Source organism: Streptomyces rubradiris (genome assembly GCF_016860525.1).
In the GTDB taxonomy this organism is placed as follows: domain Bacteria; phylum Actinomycetota; class Actinomycetes; order Streptomycetales; family Streptomycetaceae; genus Streptomyces; species Streptomyces rubradiris.
Map to the genome: position 1 here is coordinate 1,386,387 of NZ_BNEA01000015.1, position 19,385 is coordinate 1,405,771.

Annotated in this window: 18 protein-coding genes; 7 read left to right on the forward strand and 11 right to left on the reverse strand. The window is 73.3% G+C overall.

Going from position 1 to position 19,385, the window contains the following annotated elements; translation table 11 throughout:
- Positions 1-131: 131 nt before the first annotated feature.
- The 6 genes from Srubr_RS19385 to Srubr_RS19410 all read right to left on the reverse strand — a co-directional run bounded on the left by Srubr_RS19385 (position 132) and on the right by Srubr_RS19410 (position 6,992).
- Positions 132-1,736, reverse strand: coding sequence for a glycoside hydrolase family 13 protein (locus Srubr_RS19385; protein ID WP_189999366.1), 1,605 nt, complete (start codon positions 1,734-1,736; stop codon positions 132-134).
- A 34-nt stretch (positions 1,737-1,770) separates the two neighbouring features.
- Positions 1,771-2,652 (reverse strand): carbohydrate ABC transporter permease, encoded by an 882-nt coding sequence (locus tag Srubr_RS19390; RefSeq protein ID WP_189999367.1) that lies wholly within the window; start codon positions 2,650-2,652, stop codon positions 1,771-1,773.
- Complete coding sequence (locus Srubr_RS19395) at positions 2,649-3,599, reverse strand: carbohydrate ABC transporter permease (protein WP_189999368.1); 951 nt, start codon at positions 3,597-3,599, stop codon at positions 2,649-2,651. Before Srubr_RS19395 ends, Srubr_RS19390 begins: the two co-directional genes overlap by 4 nt.
- A gap of 5 nt (positions 3,600-3,604) precedes the next feature.
- Positions 3,605-4,957: an ABC transporter substrate-binding protein gene (locus Srubr_RS19400; protein ID WP_189999369.1), complete on the reverse strand. Its 1,353-nt coding sequence runs from the start codon at positions 4,955-4,957 to the stop codon at positions 3,605-3,607.
- A 129-nt stretch (positions 4,958-5,086) separates the two neighbouring features.
- Complete coding sequence (locus Srubr_RS19405; RefSeq protein WP_189999370.1) at positions 5,087-6,085, reverse strand: LacI family DNA-binding transcriptional regulator; 999 nt, start codon at positions 6,083-6,085, stop codon at positions 5,087-5,089.
- 235 nt (positions 6,086-6,320) lie between these two features.
- Entirely contained in the window at positions 6,321-6,992 is a 672-nt protein-coding gene (locus Srubr_RS19410) for an MmyB family transcriptional regulator (RefSeq protein WP_189999371.1), read from the reverse strand.
- 243 nt (positions 6,993-7,235) lie between these two features.
- Between Srubr_RS19410 and Srubr_RS19415 the strand changes: the two genes are divergently transcribed.
- Positions 7,236-7,892 carry a helix-turn-helix domain-containing protein gene (locus Srubr_RS19415; RefSeq protein WP_189999372.1) on the forward strand — a complete coding sequence of 219 codons (657 nt, stop codon included), beginning with the start codon at positions 7,236-7,238 and terminating at the stop codon, positions 7,890-7,892.
- A 216-nt stretch (positions 7,893-8,108) separates the two neighbouring features.
- The gene (locus Srubr_RS19420) at positions 8,109-8,336 is read left to right on the forward strand and encodes a hypothetical protein (protein ID WP_189999373.1); all 228 of its coding nucleotides are present in this window, start codon (positions 8,109-8,111) and stop codon (positions 8,334-8,336) included.
- A 233-nt stretch (positions 8,337-8,569) separates the two neighbouring features.
- Here Srubr_RS19420 and Srubr_RS19425 read toward each other — a convergent pair whose 3' ends face one another.
- Positions 8,570-9,268, reverse strand: coding sequence for a 4'-phosphopantetheinyl transferase family protein (locus Srubr_RS19425; protein ID WP_189999374.1), 699 nt, complete (start codon positions 9,266-9,268; stop codon positions 8,570-8,572).
- Positions 9,216-10,121 carry a metallophosphoesterase family protein gene (locus Srubr_RS19430; RefSeq protein WP_189999375.1) on the reverse strand — a complete coding sequence of 302 codons (906 nt, stop codon included), beginning with the start codon at positions 10,119-10,121 and terminating at the stop codon, positions 9,216-9,218. The genes Srubr_RS19425 and Srubr_RS19430 overlap by 53 nt, the downstream gene beginning before the upstream one ends.
- Positions 10,122-10,503: 382 nt before the next feature.
- Between Srubr_RS19430 and Srubr_RS19435 the strand changes: the two genes are divergently transcribed.
- Both Srubr_RS19435 and Srubr_RS19440 read left to right on the forward strand, forming a co-directional pair.
- Positions 10,504-12,030, forward strand: a complete 1,527-nt coding sequence (locus tag Srubr_RS19435) for an MFS transporter (protein ID WP_189999376.1) — start codon at positions 10,504-10,506, stop codon at positions 12,028-12,030.
- Positions 12,031-12,204: 174 nt separating this feature from the next.
- Positions 12,205-13,326: an ATP-grasp domain-containing protein gene (locus Srubr_RS19440; RefSeq protein WP_189999377.1), complete on the forward strand. Its 1,122-nt coding sequence runs from the start codon at positions 12,205-12,207 to the stop codon at positions 13,324-13,326.
- A gap of 60 nt (positions 13,327-13,386) precedes the next feature.
- On the opposite strand, the gene Srubr_RS19445 is transcribed toward Srubr_RS19440, so the two are convergent.
- A complete protein-coding gene (locus Srubr_RS19445) occupies positions 13,387-14,724 on the reverse strand; it encodes a 6-phospho-beta-glucosidase (protein ID WP_189999378.1) in 1,338 nt (445 codons plus the stop codon).
- Between the two features lie 564 nt (positions 14,725-15,288).
- On the opposite strand from Srubr_RS19445, the gene Srubr_RS19450 reads away from it, so the two are divergent.
- From Srubr_RS19450 to Srubr_RS19460, 3 genes are all read left to right on the forward strand, one after another.
- Positions 15,289-16,374 (forward strand): TerC family protein, encoded by a 1,086-nt coding sequence (locus Srubr_RS19450; protein WP_189999379.1) that lies wholly within the window; start codon positions 15,289-15,291, stop codon positions 16,372-16,374.
- A gap of 112 nt (positions 16,375-16,486) precedes the next feature.
- Positions 16,487-16,717: a hypothetical protein gene (locus Srubr_RS19455; RefSeq protein ID WP_189999380.1), complete on the forward strand. Its 231-nt coding sequence runs from the start codon at positions 16,487-16,489 to the stop codon at positions 16,715-16,717.
- A 29-nt stretch (positions 16,718-16,746) separates the two neighbouring features.
- Positions 16,747-17,151, forward strand: a complete 405-nt coding sequence (locus tag Srubr_RS19460; RefSeq protein WP_189999381.1) for a hypothetical protein — start codon at positions 16,747-16,749, stop codon at positions 17,149-17,151.
- Positions 17,152-17,502: 351 nt separating this feature from the next.
- Here the strand turns inward: Srubr_RS19460 and Srubr_RS19465 are convergent, their stop codons facing one another.
- Both Srubr_RS19465 and Srubr_RS19470 read right to left on the reverse strand, forming a co-directional pair.
- On the reverse strand, positions 17,503-18,747 hold the full coding sequence (locus tag Srubr_RS19465; RefSeq protein ID WP_189999382.1) for an MFS transporter: 1,245 nt from the start codon (positions 18,745-18,747) through the stop codon (positions 17,503-17,505).
- Positions 18,744-19,346 carry a glycine-rich domain-containing protein gene (locus Srubr_RS19470; protein WP_229926983.1) on the reverse strand — a complete coding sequence of 201 codons (603 nt, stop codon included), beginning with the start codon at positions 19,344-19,346 and terminating at the stop codon, positions 18,744-18,746. Before Srubr_RS19470 ends, Srubr_RS19465 begins: the two co-directional genes overlap by 4 nt.
- Positions 19,347-19,385: the final 39 nt, after the last annotated feature.

Sequence of the window (19,385 nt, forward strand, 5' to 3'; positions counted from 1 at the left end):
TGGGACAGCGCGGTGGTACGTGGGAGCGTGGCTCGGGCGCGATGGCGCGGTGGTACGTGGGGGCGTGGCTCGGGCGCGACGGCGCGGTGGTACGTGGGGGCGCGGCTCGGCCGCGCGACGGTGCGGCGTGGTCAGGCGCGCAGCCAGGCCGCCGTGTCCTGGGGCAGTCGCCCGGTGGGGTCCAGTGGGCCGCTGGTGAGCAGGAGCCGGGAGTGCGGGGGGAGCGGGGCGGGCGTCGCCGAGAGGTTGACCACGCACAGCGCGTCCGCGCGGGCGAAGGCGAGTACGCCGTCGGGGGCGGGCAGCCAGGTCAGGGGGCCGCCCCCGAACACGCGGCGCAGGGCGATGGCCGTGCGGTAGAGGGAGAGCATGGAGCGCGGGTCGCGCCGCTGGCGGTCGACCGCGTACGACGGCCAGTCGGCCGGCTGCGGCAGCCACGGTTCCTCGCGGGAGCCGAATCCGGCGTAGGGCAGGCCGGCGGCCCAGGGCAGCGGCACCCGGCAGCCGTCGCGGCCGGGGTCGGTGCCGGCCGAGCGGAAGTGCATCGGGTCCTGGATGCGGTCGAGCGGGACGTCGGCCTCCGGCAGGCCCAGTTCCTCGCCCTGGTAGAGGTAGACCGCGCCGGGCAGCGCCAGCGACAGCAGGGCGGCGGCCCGGGCCCGCCGGGTGCCGAGCGCGAGGTCCGTCGGGGTGCCGAAGGCCTTGGTGGCGAAGTCGAAGGCGGTGTCCGCGCGGCCGTAGCGGGTGACGGTGCGGGTCACGTCGTGGTTGCACAGCACCCAGGTGGCCGGGGCGCCGACGGGGGCGTGCTCGGCGAGGGTGGTGTCGATCGCGGCGCGCAGCCGGCCGGCGTCCCAGGGGCAGGTGAGGAAGGAGAAGTTGAAGGCGGTGTGGAGTTCGTCGGGGCGCAGGTAGCGGGCGAAGCGCTCGGGGTCGGGGAGCCATACCTCGCCGACGAAGACGCCGTCGTACTCGTCGGCCACGCGCCGCCAGGAGCGGTAGATGTCGTGGAGTTCGTCGCGGTCGAGGAAGGGGTGGGGTCCGCGGTGTGCGGCGAGGTCGGGGAGGTCCGGGTCCTTGGCGAGCAGGGCCGCCGAGTCGATGCGGACGCCCGCGACGCCCCGCTCGAACCAGAAGCGCAGGATCTCCTCGTGTTCCCGTCGGACGGCCGGGTGGGCCCAGTTGAGGTCGGGTTGTTCGGGGGTGAACAGGTGCAGGTACCAGTCGCCGTCGGGCAGCCGGGTCCACACCGGTTCGGTGGAGCCGGCGAACTGCGAGGGCCAGTCGTTGGGCGGGAGTTCGCCGTGCGGGCCGCGTCCGGGCCGGAAGTGGAACAGCTCGCGTTCGGGGCTGCCGGGCCCGGCGGCGAGCGCGGCCCGGAACCAGGGGTGCTGGTCGGAGACGTGGTTGGGCACGATGTCGACGATCGTGCGGATGCCCAGCCCGGCGGCCTCGGCGATGAGTTTCTCCGCCTCGGCGAGGGTGCCGAAGGCCGGGTCGATGGTCCGGTAGTCGGCGACGTCGTAGCCGCCGTCCTTCAGGGGCGACAGGTACCAGGGGGTGAACCACAGGGCGTCCACGCCGAGTTCGGCCAGGTACGGCAGCCGGGCGCGGACGCCCGCGAGGTCGCCGGTGCCGTCGCCGTCGCCGTCCGCGAAGCTGCGGACGTACACCTGGTAGATGACGGCGTCGCGCCACCAGTCGGGGTCTTTGCGGGCTGGGGTGGGCTGTCCCACGGGGCGTGACCTTTCTGTGGACGGGGCGGCGGCGTCAGCCCTTGGTGCTGCCCGCGCCGATCCCGGCGATGATGTGCCGCTGGAAGACGAGGAAGAGCGCCACCATCGGGATGCTGGCGATCACCATCGCGGCGATGAGCACGGTGAGCTGTACGTTCTGCGACAGCTGCACCAGGGCCACGCTGACCGGCTGCTCGCCGGTGTCGGAGAAGACCATCAGCGGCCACAGGAAGTCCTGCCAGACGGCGACCAGCGCGAAGATCGACACCACGCCGAGCACCGGCCGGGACATGGGCAGCACGACGGACCACAGGACGCGGAGCTTTCCGGCGCCGTCGATCTCGGCGGCCTCCAGCACATCGCGCGGCAGCTGGTCGAAGAAGCGTTTGAGCAGGTAGAGGTTGAAGGCGTTGGCGACCGCCGGCAGCCAGACGGCGAGGGGGTCGTTGAGCAGGCTGGTGTGGATCAGCGGCAGGTCGGCGACGGTCAGGTACTTGGGGACGACCAGCGCCTGTGCCGGGACCATGAGGGTGGCGAGGACACCGCCGAGGACCACCTTGCCGAACGCCGGTCGCAGCTTGGCCAGGGAGTAGGCGGCGGCGGTGCAGAACACCAGCTGGAAGGCCCATGCGCCGGCCGCCTGGACGAGGGTGTTCCCCAGGTGCCGCGGCAGCTCCATCAGCTCCCAGGCGTCGGTGTAACCGCCGGGACGCCAGTGCTCGGGCAGCAGGGTGGGCGGGGTGCGGGCCACCTCGTCGGGCGACTTCAGCGCGCCGGTCACCATCCAGTACACGGGGAAGAGGAAGGCGAGCGCGAAGAGGACGACGACGGCGGTGAACACCGTCCAGTACAGGGCCTTTCCGCGCGGGCGGGCGAGGGCGGCCGGGGAGATCAGGGTGCGGGTGTCCGGGGTCATGTGTCCCCCTCGGTGCGGGTGAGCCGCAGGTACAGGGCGGAGAAGGCGCCGAGCAGGACCAGGAGCATGACGCTGAGGGCGCAGGCGCCGCCGAAGTCGTTGTAGAGGAAGGCGTATTTGTAGATGAGGTAGAGCACGGTGACGGTGGAGTTCTCCGGTCCGCCGCCGGTGATGACGAACGGTTCGGTGAACACCTGCATGGTGGCGATGACCTGAAGCAGCATCAGCATCAAGATCGCGAACCGGGTCTGCGGGATCGTGACGTGCCGCACGCGCTGGAGGAGGCTCGCGCCGTCCAGTTCGGCAGCCTCGTACAGCTCGCCGGGGATGGACTGGAGCGCGGCGAGGTAGATGAGGACGGTGCCGCCCATGTTGGCCCAGGTGGCGACGAGCACCAGGGAGACCAGCGCGGTGTCGGTGCCGTTCGTCCAGTGCGAGGTGGGCAGGTGCAGCAGGCGCAGGGCCTCGTTGGCGAGGCCGGCCCCCGGGTCGTAGAACCACTTCCACAGCAGGGCGCTGACCACCGGCGGGATCATCACCGGCAGGTAGACCACCACGCGGAAGAAGGATCTGGCGTGCCGCAGTTCGTTCAGGACGAGCGCGAGCACGAAGGGGACCGCGAAGCCGATGAGCAGCGCCAGCAGGGTGAAGGTGAGCGTGTTGCGCCAGGCGTCGGCGAACTCGGGGTCGTCGAGGACGCGGGTGAAGTTGGCGGTGCCGGCCCACTCGGGCGGTGAGCCCGGGGTGTACCTCTGGAAGGAGATGACGACCGCGCGGATCGCCGGGTACCAGGAGAACAGGGCGAAGCAGAGCAGGCCGCCGAGGAGGAAGCCGTGGGCGCGGGCCTGGTCGGCCAGGCGGCGTCGGCGGCGCCCGGCCGGGGCGGGTGCCGGGAGCGGGCGGACGGGCGGGTGGGCGACGGGCCGTCGCTCGGCCGTCTTCGTCATGGCGGTCAGTCCCGGGCCAGAATGCCGTCGATCTTGCCGGACGCCTCCTTGAGGAGCCGGTCGATGTCGGCGTCCTCCTTGGTGAGGACGGCGGAGACGGTGCCGTCGAGGACGGAGTAGATCTGCTGGGCGTGCGGCGGCTCGGTCTTGAGCCGGAGTTTGCCGTTGCCGTCGAGGAACGCCCGGTAGTTCTCCACCGGGACGTTGGCGTTGGCCTGTTTCACCCGCTGGTCGGTGGCGTCGGCGGCGCCGGTGAACAGGCGCGGTTCGGGCAGGCCGACGGGGGCGCCGTGCTTCCTGGCGCGGGCGTAGTCGCCGAGGAAGCCCTTGCCCGGGGTGAGGAACATGTGGTCGAGCCACTTCAGGCCGGCGCGGATCTGGGCGGGCGTGGCCTTCTTGCGGAACATGTAGCCGTCGCCGCCGACGAGGGTGGCGTGGCCGCCCGGCATGGGGGCCAGGGCGAGGTCCTGGTAGTCGCCGCCCTTCTCCTTGACCAGGATCGGGATGTTGTCGGGGGCGGCGAGGTACATGCCGAGCTTGCCCGAACCCATCATCTGCTGCACGTCGTTGATGACAAGGAGCTGTCTGCTGCCCATCGAGTCGTCGGTCCACCGCATGTCGTGCAGGTTTTGCAGCACGGCGCGGCCCTCGGGGGTGTCGATGGTGGCCCTCTCGCCGTCGGCGCTGACCACGTCGCCGCCGTGCGCGTACAGCTCGGCGGTGAAGTGCCAGCCGCCCTGGTTCTGGGCGCTGTAGTCGGCGTAGCCGACCGTGCCGTCGCCGAGGGCGGCGATCTTCCGGGCGGCGGCGCGGACCTCGTCCCAGGTCGCCGGGGGCCGGTCGGGGTCCAGTCCGGCCTCGCGGAACAGGGCGCGGTGGTAGACCAGCGCCATGGAGTAGCCGGTGCGCGGGATGCCGTAGACCTTCCCGTCGACGGTGTAGATGTCCCGCAGCTGCTTCTGGATGCTGTCGTAGCTCTTCAGTTCCTTCAGGTACGGGGTGAGGTCGGCGGCCTGGCCCAGCTCCACGACGTGCCGGACGTCGGTGAAGTACGTGTAGAACACGTCCTCCATCTGGCCGCCGGCGAGTTTGGCGTCGAAGGTCTTCGGGTCCTGGCAGGGGAAGGCGTCGTGGGCGACGACGTCGATGTCCGGATGGGCCTGTTCGAAGGCGGCGGTGTCCTCTTCGAAGAAGGCGCGGTCGACCTTGGCGCTCCTGGGCGGCTCGCAGTTGACGGTGATGCGGGTCTTGCCGCTCGCCGCGCCGTCGGCACCGGACCCGCAGGCGGTGGCGGCGAGGGCGAGGGAGGAACAGACGCCGATCGCGACGACGGTACGGCGGAACCCGGTGTGTCTCATCGGTGGACCCCTCATGACACTCGTGGCAGGAGCGGTGGGCGCCGCACACTCAAGCACCGCCGACATTCGTTCGCAAGAGACCGCGCAGAATCTGTAATTATTCGACAGCCAGCCGGATCTCCCGGAGGCTCAGTCGCGCGGGGCTTGCCCGGTGGATCCGCGCACCACCAGTTCCGGCTCGAACAGCAGCTCCTCGGCGGGTACGGCGGTGCCCCCGATCTGCGCGTTCAGCAGTTCCACGGCCGCGCGCCCCATGGCCTCGATGGGCTGGCGGACGGTGGTCAGCGGGGGTTCGGTGCAGTTCATGAACGCCGAGTCGTCGTAGCCCACGACGGAGATCCGGCCCGGGACGCCGTACCCCTTGCGGCGGGCCGCCCGGACGGCGCCGAGGGCCAGCGGGTCGGAGGCGCAGACGATGCCGGTGACGCCCCGGTCGATCAGCCGGGAGGCGGCGGCGTGCCCGCCCTCGATGGAGAAGATGGCCCGCGCGACGAACTCTTCCGGCAGATCGCCGGCGACGGCCCGGGCGGCGGCGAGCTTGCGGGCCGAGGGGACGTGGTCGCCGGGGCCGAGGAGCAGGCCGATGCGCTCGTGGCCGAGGGAGGCCAGGTGCCGCCAGGCCTGCTCGACGGCTACGGCGTCGTCGCAGGACACGCCCGGGAAGCCGAGGTGTTCGATGGCCGCGTTGACCAGCACGACCGGGATGTTGCGCGCGGCGAGCAGCCGGTAGTGGTCGTGCGGCGCGTCGGCCTGGGCGTACAGGCCGCCGGCGAACACGACGCCGGAGACCTGCTGCTGGAGCAGCAGCTCGACGTAGTCCGCCTCCGAGACCCCGCCCTTGGTCTGGGTGCACAGCACCGGGGTCAGCCCGAGCTGGGCCAGGGCGCCGCCGATGACCTCGGCGAACGCCGGGAAGATGGGGTTCTGCAACTCGGGCAGGACCAGGCCGACGAGCCGGGCGCGTTCGCCGCGCAGCTGGGTGGGGCGCTCGTAGCCGAGCACGTCGAGAGCCGTCAGCACCGCCTGCCGGGTGGTGTCGGAGACCCCGGGTTTGCCGTTGAGCACCCGGCTGACGGTGGCCTCGCTGACCCCGACCTTCTTGGCCACTTCCGCAAGTCGTCGCGTCATGAGCGCAAGGGTAGCGCAATCATTGCAAGTGACTTGCGTAGGTGTGGTGGGGCGCGGAGGGGGCGCGCGGAAGACGAGGCGGAGGCGCGGGTCGGGGGCGGGGTGCCGGCCTCGGGGGCAGGAGGTGCCGGCCGGGGCGCCGGTCGAGGGTCGGGGCGCTGGACAGGGCCCGGGGAGGCCGGTCCTCGCTGACCAAGCCCCCCCCTTGTCGGCCGGATCACTCTCGCGGGCCAGGTCAGCTCTCGGGTGCCGGGACCACTGTGAGGTGGGAGGTGGTGCCGCGGGTCCGGCGGGGGCGGCGTACCGGTGCGGAGGGGCGGCGGGGCTCTCGCGGCACCATCGTCAGGCGCCGGTAGCCCAGCTCCCGCAGCGGCTGCGGCGCCTCCTCCACGATGCGGCACTCGGTGCGCCCGTGGCGCGGGTCCGGGTGGTGCAGGAGGCGTACCGCGCCGTCGAGCCGGGTCGCGCCCTCGCCGACGGCGCGGATCCAGTGCGGCAGGCCGTGCCGGTAGGCGGCCTCCATGATCGGGTCCTGGGCGATCTCCCGGCGCACGGACTGGAGTTCCTGGTCGTGGCCGTAGGCTTCCAGCGCGGTGCGCAGCTGGGCCAGCATCGGCAGGCACCATGCCGCTTCGTGCTCGCCGAGGATCCGGCCCGCGTCCGGGTGGAACAGCACGAACCGCAGGAAGTTCACCCCCGGCATGGCCGTCGGATGCGGACGCACGTCACGGAACAGCGTCTCGAACGCCCGGTTCGCCATGACCACGTTCCACTGGTGGTCGACGACCAGGGACGGGCACGACATGTACTCCAGCAGCGCCCCGTAGTCCTGGAGGTACGCCCGGGTGTCGCAAGTGTCGGGGACGGGCCGCGGTGCCGGCCGCTGCCCTCCTGCCTGATGTGCCATCGGGAGGTCACCCCTCTTGCCTCTGCGGCCTTTCACGCGGCGATGCGATCCTGCTGCCCAGGCAAGAGTCGTGTCAACTATCGTGGCATTTCATGCCGGTTGACGGCTCAAATTCGCCACAGTTGTGGCGACACCTGGATGTGGGTTCCGGACACGGGCTACTCTCCGGGAAGTTCACGGCGATCGCTCGTGAGAAGCACGGACGCACCTGAAGCCCTCTTTAGAGACGTAGGAGTTCTGTCGGTGACGGATGGCTACGAGGATCCGGGCGCCTCGGCGACCGCCCAGCTGCCGGCCGTCGTCGCCCGCGTCACCGCGCTCGCCGACCGCCTCGGCGTACCGCACGCCGAGGTCTTCGACGTAGGGCGGCTCTCCATCGCCTGCGGGGTGCCCGAGCCGGTGGTCCGGGCCCTGCTCAGCGGACGGCCGGCGGGCGAACCGGACGTCCAGGCCCGTTTCCTGCAACGCCTGGACCTGCTGCGCCGCACCCGGCTGAAACCGGGCGGACGCCGGTACACCCAGCAGGAGATCGCCGACGGCGCGGGCATGTCCCGGCAGCAGGCCGGCGCCCTCATCAACGGCGACCGGCGGCCCACCATGGAGCACTGCGACGCGTTGCAGCGCTTCTTCCGGGTGCACGCCGGCTTCCTCACCGCGGAGGACCCCGAGGCACTGGCGGGCGCGTTACAGCGCGTCGAGCAGGAGCTGCTGCAGAAGCTCGCGGACCGGGAGCGGGCCGACATCGAGGCCGCGGAGGACCCGCTGGAGCGGCTGCTGCAGGACCACGGGGTGCGCGGAATCGCCTGGCGGGCCGCGCAGTTGCCCACCGACCAGCACCGGGACAAGGTCGCGGAATGGCTGGACATGCTGCTGGAGAGCGTGAAGCGGCCCGAGTCGTGAACCGGGCGGCGGGTCCCGGCGCCCGTCGGTGACGGGTCGTACGGGGCGCCCGGGTGTGTCCGTTTCCTCCTCGCGCCTGCGCTGAGCGGGCGAACACGGGCCGAGCCGGACGGGATTGTCAGTGGCGGGCGGCAAGCTGGGGATGTGCGCCGCGGGACGCGGTGCACGGCGCCGCAGGGCGCGTGACCGTGACGCCTACCCGGGGAGAGCCGACCGATGCCCACCGCCGTACTGACCGATCGTGAGCGCACCGCCGTCCAGGCGTATCTGCGGCTGCTCCACACGGTGCGCGCCGCCCTCGACGGGCCGCCGGAGGCCGGCCGGCCGGCCGTCGTGCCGCCCGCGGTCCTCGCCGAGGCCGAACAGGCGCTGGCACACGCCGGACTGGCGGGCAACGAGGCGGAGTTCTTCCGCCTGCTGCGCGACTGGTACCCGCCCGCCTGACGGCCCGGCGGCGCGCGGGTCGCCCGGCGTCAGGGACGCGAGGACCCGCGCGGCACCCGGCTACGGAGGCGCGGGGGCACGTCCGGCACGCGGTTGACCGCTCCCCAGGGGCCGCGGGGGTGTGTGCGGCGCGTGGTTGACCGGCCGTCAGGGGCCGCGGGGGTGTGCGCGACACGCGGTTGGCCGGTCCCCAGGAGCCACGGGGGTGTGCGCAGCAGGCGGTTGGCCGGCCGTCAGGGGCTCGGTGCCGGGGACGCGTGCGGTACGACGACGGACGTCGCCACCACTCCGTCCCTGACGATCCACCGTCCCTCGAAGGCCTGGAGGCGCCGGCCGCCGACCAGGGGTCCGGGCACGAGGAGTTCGGCGCGCAGGGTGCCGTACGACTCACCGCCGGTGTCCGGATGCAGGGTGATGTCGGCCTCGGAGAAGTCGAGCCACTTGCGGGTGAGCGGGAACCACGCCTTGTAGACGGACTCCTTGGCGCTGAACAGGAGCCGGTCCCAGTGCACGGTGGGCCGGCGCAGGGCCAGCTCGCCGAGCCGCGCGGCCTCGGCGGGCAGGAACACGGCGTCGCCGATGCCCTCCGGGAGCGGTCCGTGCGGCTCGGCGTCGATGCCGAGGGAGGCCAGGTCACCGGCGCGGACCAGCGCGGCGGCGCAGTAGCCGTCGCAGTGGGTCATGCTGCCGACCAGCCCGTCCGGCCACAGCGGGGCTCCCCGCTCGCCGCTGAGCACGGGCTGCGGCGGCACGCCGAGCTTCTCCATCGCGCGCCGGGCACAGCCGCGCACGGCGGCGAACTCACGGCGCCGCTTGGCCACCGCGCGCACGACGAGCGCCTCCTCCGCCGGGTAGAGCGGGGTCTCCCACAGCGGGTCGTCAGTGTGCGCCTCCACGGCCACGACCGACTCCGGGAGCAGCTCCTCGATCACCGGCTTCGACCTCCATCGGCAGGATGCGGCGCAGCCTTCCCGGCGGTTCCGGGCGCTTGCGCCATTCGCGGGGGTAACCCACGGAGACCTCCATGAAGCGGACTCCGTCGTGCCAGGTGGTGCGGGGGATGTGCAGATGGCCGTAGACCATGGTGGCGACCCGGAACCGGCGGTGCCAGTCGGCGGTCAGCCCGGTGCCGCACCACATGGCGAACTCGGGGTGCCAGAGGATCTCGGTGGGGTGCCGGTCCAGCGGGTAGTGGTTGGCCAGCACGGTCGGGAGGTCCTCGGGCAGCTCGGCCAGCCGGCGCTCGGTCTCGGCGACCCGGGCCCGGCACCACGCCTCACGGGTCGGGTAGGGGTCGGGGTGCAGCAGGTACTCGTCGTTGCAGACGATGCCCGTGCTCTCCGCGTAGGCCAGGCCCTCCGCCTTGGTGGCGCAGCCGGCCGGCAGGAACGAGTAGTCGTACAGCAGGAACAGCGGGGCGACGACGGCCGGGCCGCCGGCGCCGCGCCACACGGGGTAGGGGTCCTCGGGGGTGACGACGCCCAGTTCCCGGCAGACCTCGACCAGGTGTTCGTAGCGGGCGACGCCGCGCAGGGTGACCTCGTCCCTGGGATGGGTCCACAGCTCGTGGTTGCCGGGCACCCACAGCACCTTGCGGAAGCGGCGCGCGAGCGTGCCGAGGGCCCAGCGGATGTCGGCCACGGTCTCGGCGACGTCGCCGGCCACGATCAGCCAGTCCTCGTCACTCTCGGGCCGCATGCCCTCCACGAGGGCGCGGTTGTCCGGATAGCCGATGTGCAGGTCGCTGATGGCGAGCAACTGTCCGGCGCCGGCCGTCGACTCCACCCCGCACTCCCCTTCCGATCATCCGATGGCACCACAAGAACACACCGACCCTGCCCGGGACAAGAGTCTTCCGGCCGGGCGTCAGCTTCCCGCGCCGGGTGGCTACTTGGCGGATCACGGTTGTTTTCCGGTCACCGTGGATGAGGTTCCCGGACCGGATTCCGTCCCGGGTCCGGGTCGTGCGGGATCACCGCTCCACGGTATCGCGACCGTACGGCCAGGCGCGCGTTCAGATCCGGCACCGGAACGCACGGGTCCCCGCGGCCGATGCCGGTGTGGCCGGATACCGATGGACCCGTTGAGCGAAAGTTCGACAGTACGCGACTATGCGTACTGTCGTAGTGAGCCGGGCCGTCCTGCCCATGACCCCGAAGGGCCGACCATGTCCCCCTCCCCCGGGCCGCGCACGCGGCCGACCGGACCCGGCCGGACCCGGCCGGGCTGGAGCCTGGCGCTGCTGGCGCTGGCGCAGCTGATCTTCTCCCTCGACCTGAACATCGTGTTCGTCGCCCTGCCCGACATCGGCGCCGACCTGGACTTCCCGGGCCAGACCCAGCAACTGGTCGTCAGCGCCTACGTGGTCTTCGCCGGCGGCTTCCTGCTGCTCGGCGGCCGGGCCGCCGATCTGCTCGGCCGGCGCCGGATCTTCGTGCTGGCGCTCTCCGTGTACGCCGTCTCCTCGCTGGCCGGCGGACTCGCGGGCAGCCCGGAGGTCATCGTCGCCGCGCGGGCGGTGCAGGGCGTCGGCGGCGCGCTGCTGCTGCCGTCCACGCTGTCGCTGATCAACACCCTGTTCGAGGAGGGTCCCAAGCGGAACCGGGCGCTCGCCGTGTGGGGCGGGGCCGGGGCCAGCGGCCTGACCGTCGGTGCGCTGCTGGGCGGCCTGCTCACCGAGGCCTTCGGCTGGCCCGCCGTGTTCTTCGTCAACGTACCGCTGGCCGGGCTCGTAGCCCTGGCCGCCGTGTTCGTCATCCCGCGCGACCCGGCCGGTGGCGCGGGCCGCCGGTTCGACCTGCCCGGCGCCCTGACCGTCACCGCCGGCGCCACCCTGCTCGTCTTCGCGCTGGTGGAGGGCCCGGAGTGGGGCTGGGGCGCGCCGGCGGTCATCGGCGCGGCCGTCGCCGCCGTGGTGTGCCTCGCCGCGTTCGCCGTGATCGAGTCCCGCAGCGCCGACCCGCTGATGCCGTTCCGGCTGTTCCGCAACCGCAGCCTGAGCGTGGCCATCACGGTGACGTTCCTGTACATGGCCACGTTCGGCACCCTGCCCTACTTCCTCACCGTGCTGCTGCAGTCGGTGCACGGCTACAGCGCCCTGGAGACCGGGCTCGCCTTCCTCGTGCCCTCCGTCGCCATCGCCGCCGGCACCCAGCTCGGCGAGCGCATGACCACCCGGCTGGGCGCGCGCACCACGCTGATCACGGGTTTCCTGATCGGCGCGGTGGGCACCGCGGCCCTCTCCCTCGGCTTCGACGCGGACGCCGGTTACGGCATCGCCGTACCCGGGCTGATCGTCTCCGGGGTGGGCCAGGGCATCGTGTGGACCTCCATGTGGATCGCCGCCGCCACCAAGGTCGCGCCCGGCGAGCAGGGCATCGCCAACGGCATGGCCTCCACCACCCTCAACCTGGGCAACGCCATCGGCCTGGCCGTGCTCACCGCGCTCGCCGACGCCGGCACCGACGGCAGGACCGGGCAGGCGCTGCGGGCCGCCACCGCGGACGGGGAGTTCCTGGTCGTCCTGCTCACCGCGGCCGGCATGGCCCTCGGCCTGCTGATCGCGCTGTGGCTGCCGCGCGCCCGGGCCGCCGGCGCACCGGTCGCCGGCTCGCCGGAGCCCTCGGGGGCCTCGGCGGGGGCCGCCGCGCCCGCCCCCGTCACCGAGGGGGCGACGGCGACCGGGAACCACTGACACGCGCGGGGACCCGCACCGGCAGGGTGCGCGAGGGGGCTCCTGTTGGCCGTATGATCGCCCCGACACCGGCGCCCCGACTCCCCGTCCCCCCAGGGCCGTTCGGTGACCCTTCCACGCACCTGCCCGGGCACGGGCCGCTCCGCCCTGCCCGCACACCGAAAGGCGGCCTGCATGCTCTCTCGCGTACGCGTCTGGCTCAACCGCACGTACGCGGAGAACGTGTTCTTCATGGATCAGCTGCGGAGAAATCCCGGCGACCGGGCGGTCGAGATCCATGCCACGCACGGTGACCCGGACTCGCCGGTGCTGGCCGCCGCCGACACCGCCGAGCTGGAGCCGGAGGGCCTGTCCCCGGCGGCGTACGTCGAATACGCGCTCGACCAGTGCGCCCGGCGCGGCATCGACGTGTTCGTGCCCCGGCTGCACCAGGCCGCGATCGTGGCGCACCGGGCCGAGTTCGCGGCGGCCGGTACGGCGCTGCTGGCGCCGACGCCCGAGGCGGTCGCCGTGTTCGAGAACAAGGCGATCGGGTACGAGGCGGTGCGCTCGGTGGGCGTCCCCGTGCCGCCGTGGTGGCGGGTCCGGACCGCCGACCAACTCCTCGCCGCCGTCGAAGAGTTGGAGGAGTCCGAGTACCAGGCGTGCGTCAAGCCGGCCGCCGGGGCGGGCGGGGCCGGCTTCCGGGTGATCACCCGGTCCCCCGTGTCCTTGCCGCAGCTGAGCGGCTTCCCCGGGCCGTACGTGCAACTGGACACGGTCCTCGACGCGCTGCGGCGGTCCGGGGAGGCGGTGGACTGGCTGGTGATGCCCCGCCTGGCGGAGCCGGAGGTGTCCGTCGACTGTCTGACCGGGACGGACAACCGGGTACGGCTCGCCATCGGCCGCACCAAGAACGGCCGCCGCCGGGGCTTCACCCTGGACGAACGGTGGCTGGCGCCGGCCCGGCTGATCGCGGAGGGCTTCGGGCTGCACCATCTGTCCAACATCCAGTTCCGGATGCTCGGCGACCGCCCGGTGCTGCTGGACGTCAACACCAGGCCCGCAGGCGGACTGCACCAGCTGTCGCTCTGTGGGGTGAACGCGCCCTGGGCGGCGGTGCGGCTCGCGCTGGGTGACGACCCCGGCGTGATCGAGCCGCCGTTCCTCGGCCAGGACTACACGGTGCTGGCGGGACCGCGCCCGCTGCTGCCCGCCGGGCTCGCCCGGCACCGGCAGGAGCCCGCCGAGGTGGCGCTCCCGGCGGTGTCGGCGCCCGTGCACACGGCCCCGGCGGGCGAGGTACTGCCGCTCTAGACTGACCACCGCGGCTGCCGGCACCCGCCGGCATGCCCCCGCAGACATCCGTCGGCTTCGCTACTTCAGATAGCCCAGCCCGGGATGCGCGGCGGCGTACTCGTCCACCAGCCGGCGGGCGAGGTTCACGGAGTCCACCAGCGGATGCAGGGCGAACGCCTTGACCGCGGTGGCACGGGAACCCGACTCCGCCGCGGACAGCACCTGCCGCTCGACCTCCTTCACCGCGCACACCAGGCCGGTGGCGTGGCCGGGCAGCGGATCGGCGGCCAGGGGGTGCGCGCCGCCCGCGTCCACCAGGCACGGGACCTCGACGACGGCGTCCGCGTCGAGGACGTGGAGGGTCGAGCGGTTGCGGACGTTGAGGATCAGGGTGGTCCGCTCGTCCCGGGCGATGGCCCGCATCAGGGCGAGCGCGACCTTCTCGTAGCCGCCGGACAGGTCCTCCTCCTCGCGCTCGCCGGCACCGGCGCTCTCCCGGTTCTCCGCCATGTACGTCGCCTCCCGCTCGGCGCGGGTACGGTCCCAGGCGCGCAGGGCGGAGACGCCCGGGTCGGCCGCCTCGGCGTAGAACCGGGCCTGCTGGTCGCACAGGAAGGCGCCGCGGGTCCGCTCGGCCCGCTGGTAGGCGCGGACGGTCTCCCGGTTGAAGTAGTAGTAGTGCAGGTACTCGTTGGGGATCGCGCCGAGCGACCGCAGCCAGTCGGCGCCGAACAGCCGGCCTTCCTCGAAGGAGCCGAGCAGCGCGGGATCGCCCAGCAGCCGGGGCAGTTCGTCCCGCCCGGCGACGCGCAGGGCGCGCACCCAGCCGAGGTGGTTGAGGCCGACGTAGTCGACGAAGGCGTGCTTCGGGTCGGCGCCCAGGACCCGGGCGATGCGGCGGCCGAGGCCCACCGGCGAGTCGCAGATGCCGATGACCCGGTCACCCAGGTGGCGGGCCATGGCCTCGGTGACCAGGCCGGCCGGGTTGGTGAAGTTGATGACCCAGGCGTCCGGGGCGAGCCGGGCCACCCTACGGGCGATGTCCACGGCGACGGGGACCGTGCGCAGTCCGTAGGCGATGCCGCCCGCACCGACGGTCTCCTGGCCCAGCACCCCCGCCGCGAGCGCGATCCGCTCGTCCGCCGCCCGGCCCTGAAGACCACCGACGCGGATCGCGGAGAAGACGAAGGCGGCGCCGCGCAGGGCCTCGTCGAGGTCGGTGGTGGCGGACACCACGGGTGCGCCGGGGACACCCTCGGCCTGCTCCGCCAGCACCCGGGAGACCGCCCGCAGCCGACGGTCGTCCAGATCGTGCAGTACCACCTCGGTGACCCGGCCCTCGCCGTGGTCGGCCAGCAGCGCGCCGTACACCAGCGGCACCCGGAATCCGCCACCGCCCAGAATCGTCAGCTTCACGCCCGCACCCTTCTTCGCTCCGGCACCCCTGCTTCCCTGCCGCACCCTTGTAGCAGACCGGCAGCCGGGCGGGCGGACCACCGGCCGGTCACCGGGTGGCCACCCGGCGGACGGTGGCTGCCCGCACGGGTCGTGGCTGCCCACACGGCGGTGGCTGCCCGACCGGCGGTGGCTGCCCGACCGGCGGTGGCTGCCCGCACGGGTCGTGGCTGCCCGCACGGCGGTGACTGCCCGCACGGGTCGTGGCTGCCCGCACGGCGGTGACTGCCCGCACGCGTCGTAGCTTCCCGACCGGCGGTGGCTTCCCGGCGGTCCGGGACGGCCGCCGGTCGGAGCCTGCCGGTGACGGCCTGCCGGTGGCGCCGCCGGGCCGAGCCCGCCGCGCGTCCTGCCGGGACGGCCCGGGTTCCGCTGCCGCCGGGGCCGGCTTCCACGGCGGTCAGGGCCCGGGCGCCGCCGCGCGCGACCTGCCGAGAGGACAGCCGTTGCCGCATCCCTCAGACTCGGAAGAGATGACCGGCCTCCCGAGGACGACCGGTCCGTCGCGCCGGAAGGGGCGGAACCGTGCACAGTGTGCCGCTGTGGCTCTGGATGATCTTCGCCGTCACCGTACTGGTGTCGCTGGCCGTGGATCTGCTCGCGCACCGGCACGCCCATGTCATCCGGTTCCGCGAGGCCGCCGCCTGGAGCGCGGTCTGGGTCGGACTGGCCATCGTCTTCGGCGCGGTCGTCTTCCTCGTGGTCGGGACGGCCGCCGGCGTGGAGTACACGACCGCGTGGCTGCTGGAGAAGAGCCTGTCGGTCGACAACCTGTTCGTCTTCGCGCTGATCTTCGGGTACTTCAGGGTGCCACGGGCCTATCAGCACCGGGTGCTGTTCCTCGGCGTCCTCGGCGCCCTGGTCTTCCGTGGCATCTTCCTCGCCGCGGGCGTGGCCGTGGTGAGCCGCTTCACGGCGGTCCTGTTCGTCTTCGCGGCCGTCCTCTTCTACAGCACGTACAAGATCCTCCGGGAGGAGGACGACAGTTTCGATCCCGGCAAGAGCATCGCCGTACGCCTGCTGCGCAAGGTGGTCCCCGTCCGGGACGAGTACGCCGGCACGCACTTCTTCGTGAAGGAGGCCGGCAAGCACGTCGCCACCCCGCTGCTGGCCGTCGTCGCCGCGATCGAGGCCGCCGACATCGTCTTCGCCGTCGACAGCGTGCCCGCCGTGCTGGCCGTCAGCAACGACGCGTTCATCGTCTACACCAGCAACGCCTTCGCCATCCTCGGCCTGCGCGCGCTGTACTTCATGCTCGCCGGCCTGCTCGACCGCTTCCACTACCTCAGCAAGGGCCTGGCTCTCATCCTCGCCTTCATCGGCGTCAAACTCGTCCTCCAGGCCTCGCACAAGACGATCAGCAGCGCCGTGCCCGAGATCCCCTCACTGCTCAGCCTCGCCGTCATCGCCACCGTCCTGGCCGTGTCCGTCGGCCTCAGCCTGCTGCGCCCGCCACCACCCGGCGCCACCCCTCCGGAATACGCGGAGGCGCCTGCGGAATCCGCGTCCGCCGCCGAGGGGGGCGGCTCGGCAGGCGGCGCCTCGCACACCTCCGGGCCGGACCCGCCGGGCGACCCGCGCCGGAGGCCGGAACCGCCCCCCGACACCTGAGGCGCGGCCGAGGACAGCCAAGACACCGCCGAGCCACGCGCACCCGGCGCTCAGCGAAGTCACTCTTTAAAGTGATGGCAAAACATCACCAAGGGACAGTAAAATGGCGGTCATGAGGGGCGAACAGAAACACCGGACGCGCACGTCGGAATTCGTCTGCGGCTCGTGCAAACAGCCGGTGGGCACCGTCGTGGAGCGCCACAAGAGCTTCGGCGTCTTCATACCGGTCTGGACGGCCGGTCCCTGCCACAACCCCCGATGCCCGGAGTACGTCTCCGAGGCGGAACTCATCGGCCGGCTGCGCGGCGCCCGGGACAGAAGGGCCGGACGAATACGCCGCTGAGGCGCGAGCCGGGTCCGAGGAGGTGGCCCATGACCCGTGACCACCGCTTCCACCTCGACCGGGAGGGGCATTCGGTCACCGTGCGGGCCGGCCCCGCGCGGGGACCGACGGAAGTCCTGGTCGACGGCAAGGTCGTGGCCGCCCGGTCCCGGCGCGGTCACCGTGAGCGCGTGATCGAGCTGGCCGCTGAACTGCCCGGCGACCCGCCACGGCCCGTCACCGTCCGCGTCGACTGGCGGACCGGGGCCGGGAGCGGTCCCGTCTGCGTCATGGAGGCGGAGGGCACCTGCACCGTCATCCCCCGCGCCTCGCCCGGCCCTTCGGCCCCGCGCCCGGCGGTCCGGGCCCTCGCCCGCCACCCTCTGCGGTGGCTGCGCCGGCACCTGCCACGACGCCACCCACCGCCGCACCGGACGGCGCGGCGGCTCCGGTGACCCCCGGGCACCACCGGTCGGCGGAGCCGCCCCGCCCGCTCCGGGTTCCCGAACCGTCAGCCGACCGGCATGTGCGGACCGGCTCGCGGTGCCCTGACCCCCTCCAGCACCGTCGGCGCGGGAGCCGTCGCCCCCGCCGGACGCGGCTCGGGCGAATGCCCCCGCCCCGCCCGTCAACGGCACCTTCCTTCCCGGCCCGCCGGCCCTGGCATCGGCCCTGGCTTTCCACGCTTGGCCCGGCCGACGCCTCCCGGCCGGCCGGCCGACGCTACCGGGTTGATCGGTCGGCGCTTCGGGGACGGCCTGCGCGACGCGCCACCGGGCGGGATCGAGCCGTGCGGGCGCGAGTCGTCACCGGGGTGAGCCGCGCAGCGCCACCGCGGGGATCACCGCCAGGGCAAGGGCTCCGGCCGCCACCGCCAGGGTCGGGTAACCGCTGCCCGTCACCACCAGGCCCGACACCATGCCGCCCGTCGCGCCCGCCACGGACATGCCCACGTCCGCGAGGCCCTGGACCGTGGCCCGGTTCTCGGCGGGGGCGGCGAGCGTGAGCAGGGTGGTGCCGCCGATCAGAGCCAGATTCCAGCCGATGCCGAGGAGGACGAGCGCACAGGCCGACAGGACGACGGAGGCCGGCGGGGCGAGGCCCGCGAGCAGGCCGCCGCACAGCAGGACGCCACCGGACGCGACCGCCACGGGCCCGCCGCCGACCCGGTCCGCGAGCAGGCCGCTGAGCGGTGACGGCAGGAGCATCGCGCCCACGTGCAGGGCGATGACCAGGCCGGCGGTCTGTGTTCCGTGCCCGTGGCCGGTCAGGTGCACCGGTGTCATGGTCATCACGGAGACCATCACCAGCTGGGCGGTGACCATGACGGTGGCACCGGTGACGACACCGGAGATCCCGCGCACCTGCCCGCGCGGCCCGGCGCCGGAGGCCGGTCCCGCGCCGGGGCCCTCCGCGGCCGGTTCCGGAGGCGCCGGGAGGGGGCGCAGCCACACCAGCAGCACCAGGGCCGCCGCGGTGTAGGCGGCCGTCGCCAGCAGGAACGGCCCGGCCAGCCGTGGGATGCCCCAGGCGTGGGCGAGCTCGCCGGTGGGGCCGACGAGGTTCGGGCCCGCGACCGCGCCCAGGGTCATGGCGACCAGCACCGTGCCGGCGGCCCGGCCGCGCCGGGCGGGTGGGGCCAGCTCGGCGCCGGCGTAGCGCGCGAGCAGCCCCGTGGCCGTACCCGCCCCGTACACGAAGAGCGCGGCCAGCAGCAGGGCGGGCTGGTGGGCCGCGGCCCCCGCGACCACCCCCGCGCTGCCGGCGGCGGCCACGCCGTTGCCGAGCGCCAGTCCGACGCGGCGCCCCCGGTGCTGGCAGACCCGCCCGAGGGCGGCGGCACCGAGGGCCGCGCCGATGGTGAACAGCGCGACCGGCAGCCCCGACAGGCTCGTGGAATCGAACAGGTCCTGGGCGAGCAGGGCGCCGACCGTGATGCCGGCCGCCGTGCCGGCACCGCCGAGCACCTGGGAGACGACGAGCACCGTCAGCGCGCGGCCCGGCGCCCGGGAGGCGTCCGGCGTCGCGGGCGCCGGGGCCGTCCGGGTCATGTGGCCGACCGCACCGGGGCCGCCGCGCCGTCCTGTCCCGGTGTTCCGGCAGGCTGCCCGGAGGGCGCCGCGTCATCGGCCAGGGCGGCGATCTGGTCCAGGGACAGGCCGAGTTCGTCGCGCAGGAACCGCACGATCGTCCAGTGCGGCACGGCGTCCTCGTCGAAGGGGCCGAACGCGGCCATGTAGAGGGGGATCCAGCGCAGCGCCTCCTCGGCGGCCGTGTCCCGCCCGGGAGCCTCCTGGTAGGCGTCGTAGGAGATGCTCCGGTGGTGGATGAAGCGGGCGCCGGGCAGCCGCTGTTCGCACAGTTCCCGGTATTCGCGGGTCTGCAGGATGAGGTAGTGCCAGATCTCGTCGATGTCCTGCTCGACGGGGAGGAAGAGGCCGCCGAGCCGGTCGGGGTGGCGGGAGACCAGGTACAGATAGCGCAGGCACTCGCGGACCTGGTGCCGGACGACGGCTTCGGCGGGGCTGCCGGGCTTGGCCAGGAAGTGCCGGACCACCTCGTCGTGCAGGACGGGGCCGAGCAACTCCTCGGCGGTGGGGGCCTGTTCGGTGACGCTGCCGGAGGGGGCGGGCGCTGCGGACGTGGGCATGGAAATCCTGTCGGGGTCGTGGCCGGGCCGGGGAACGGG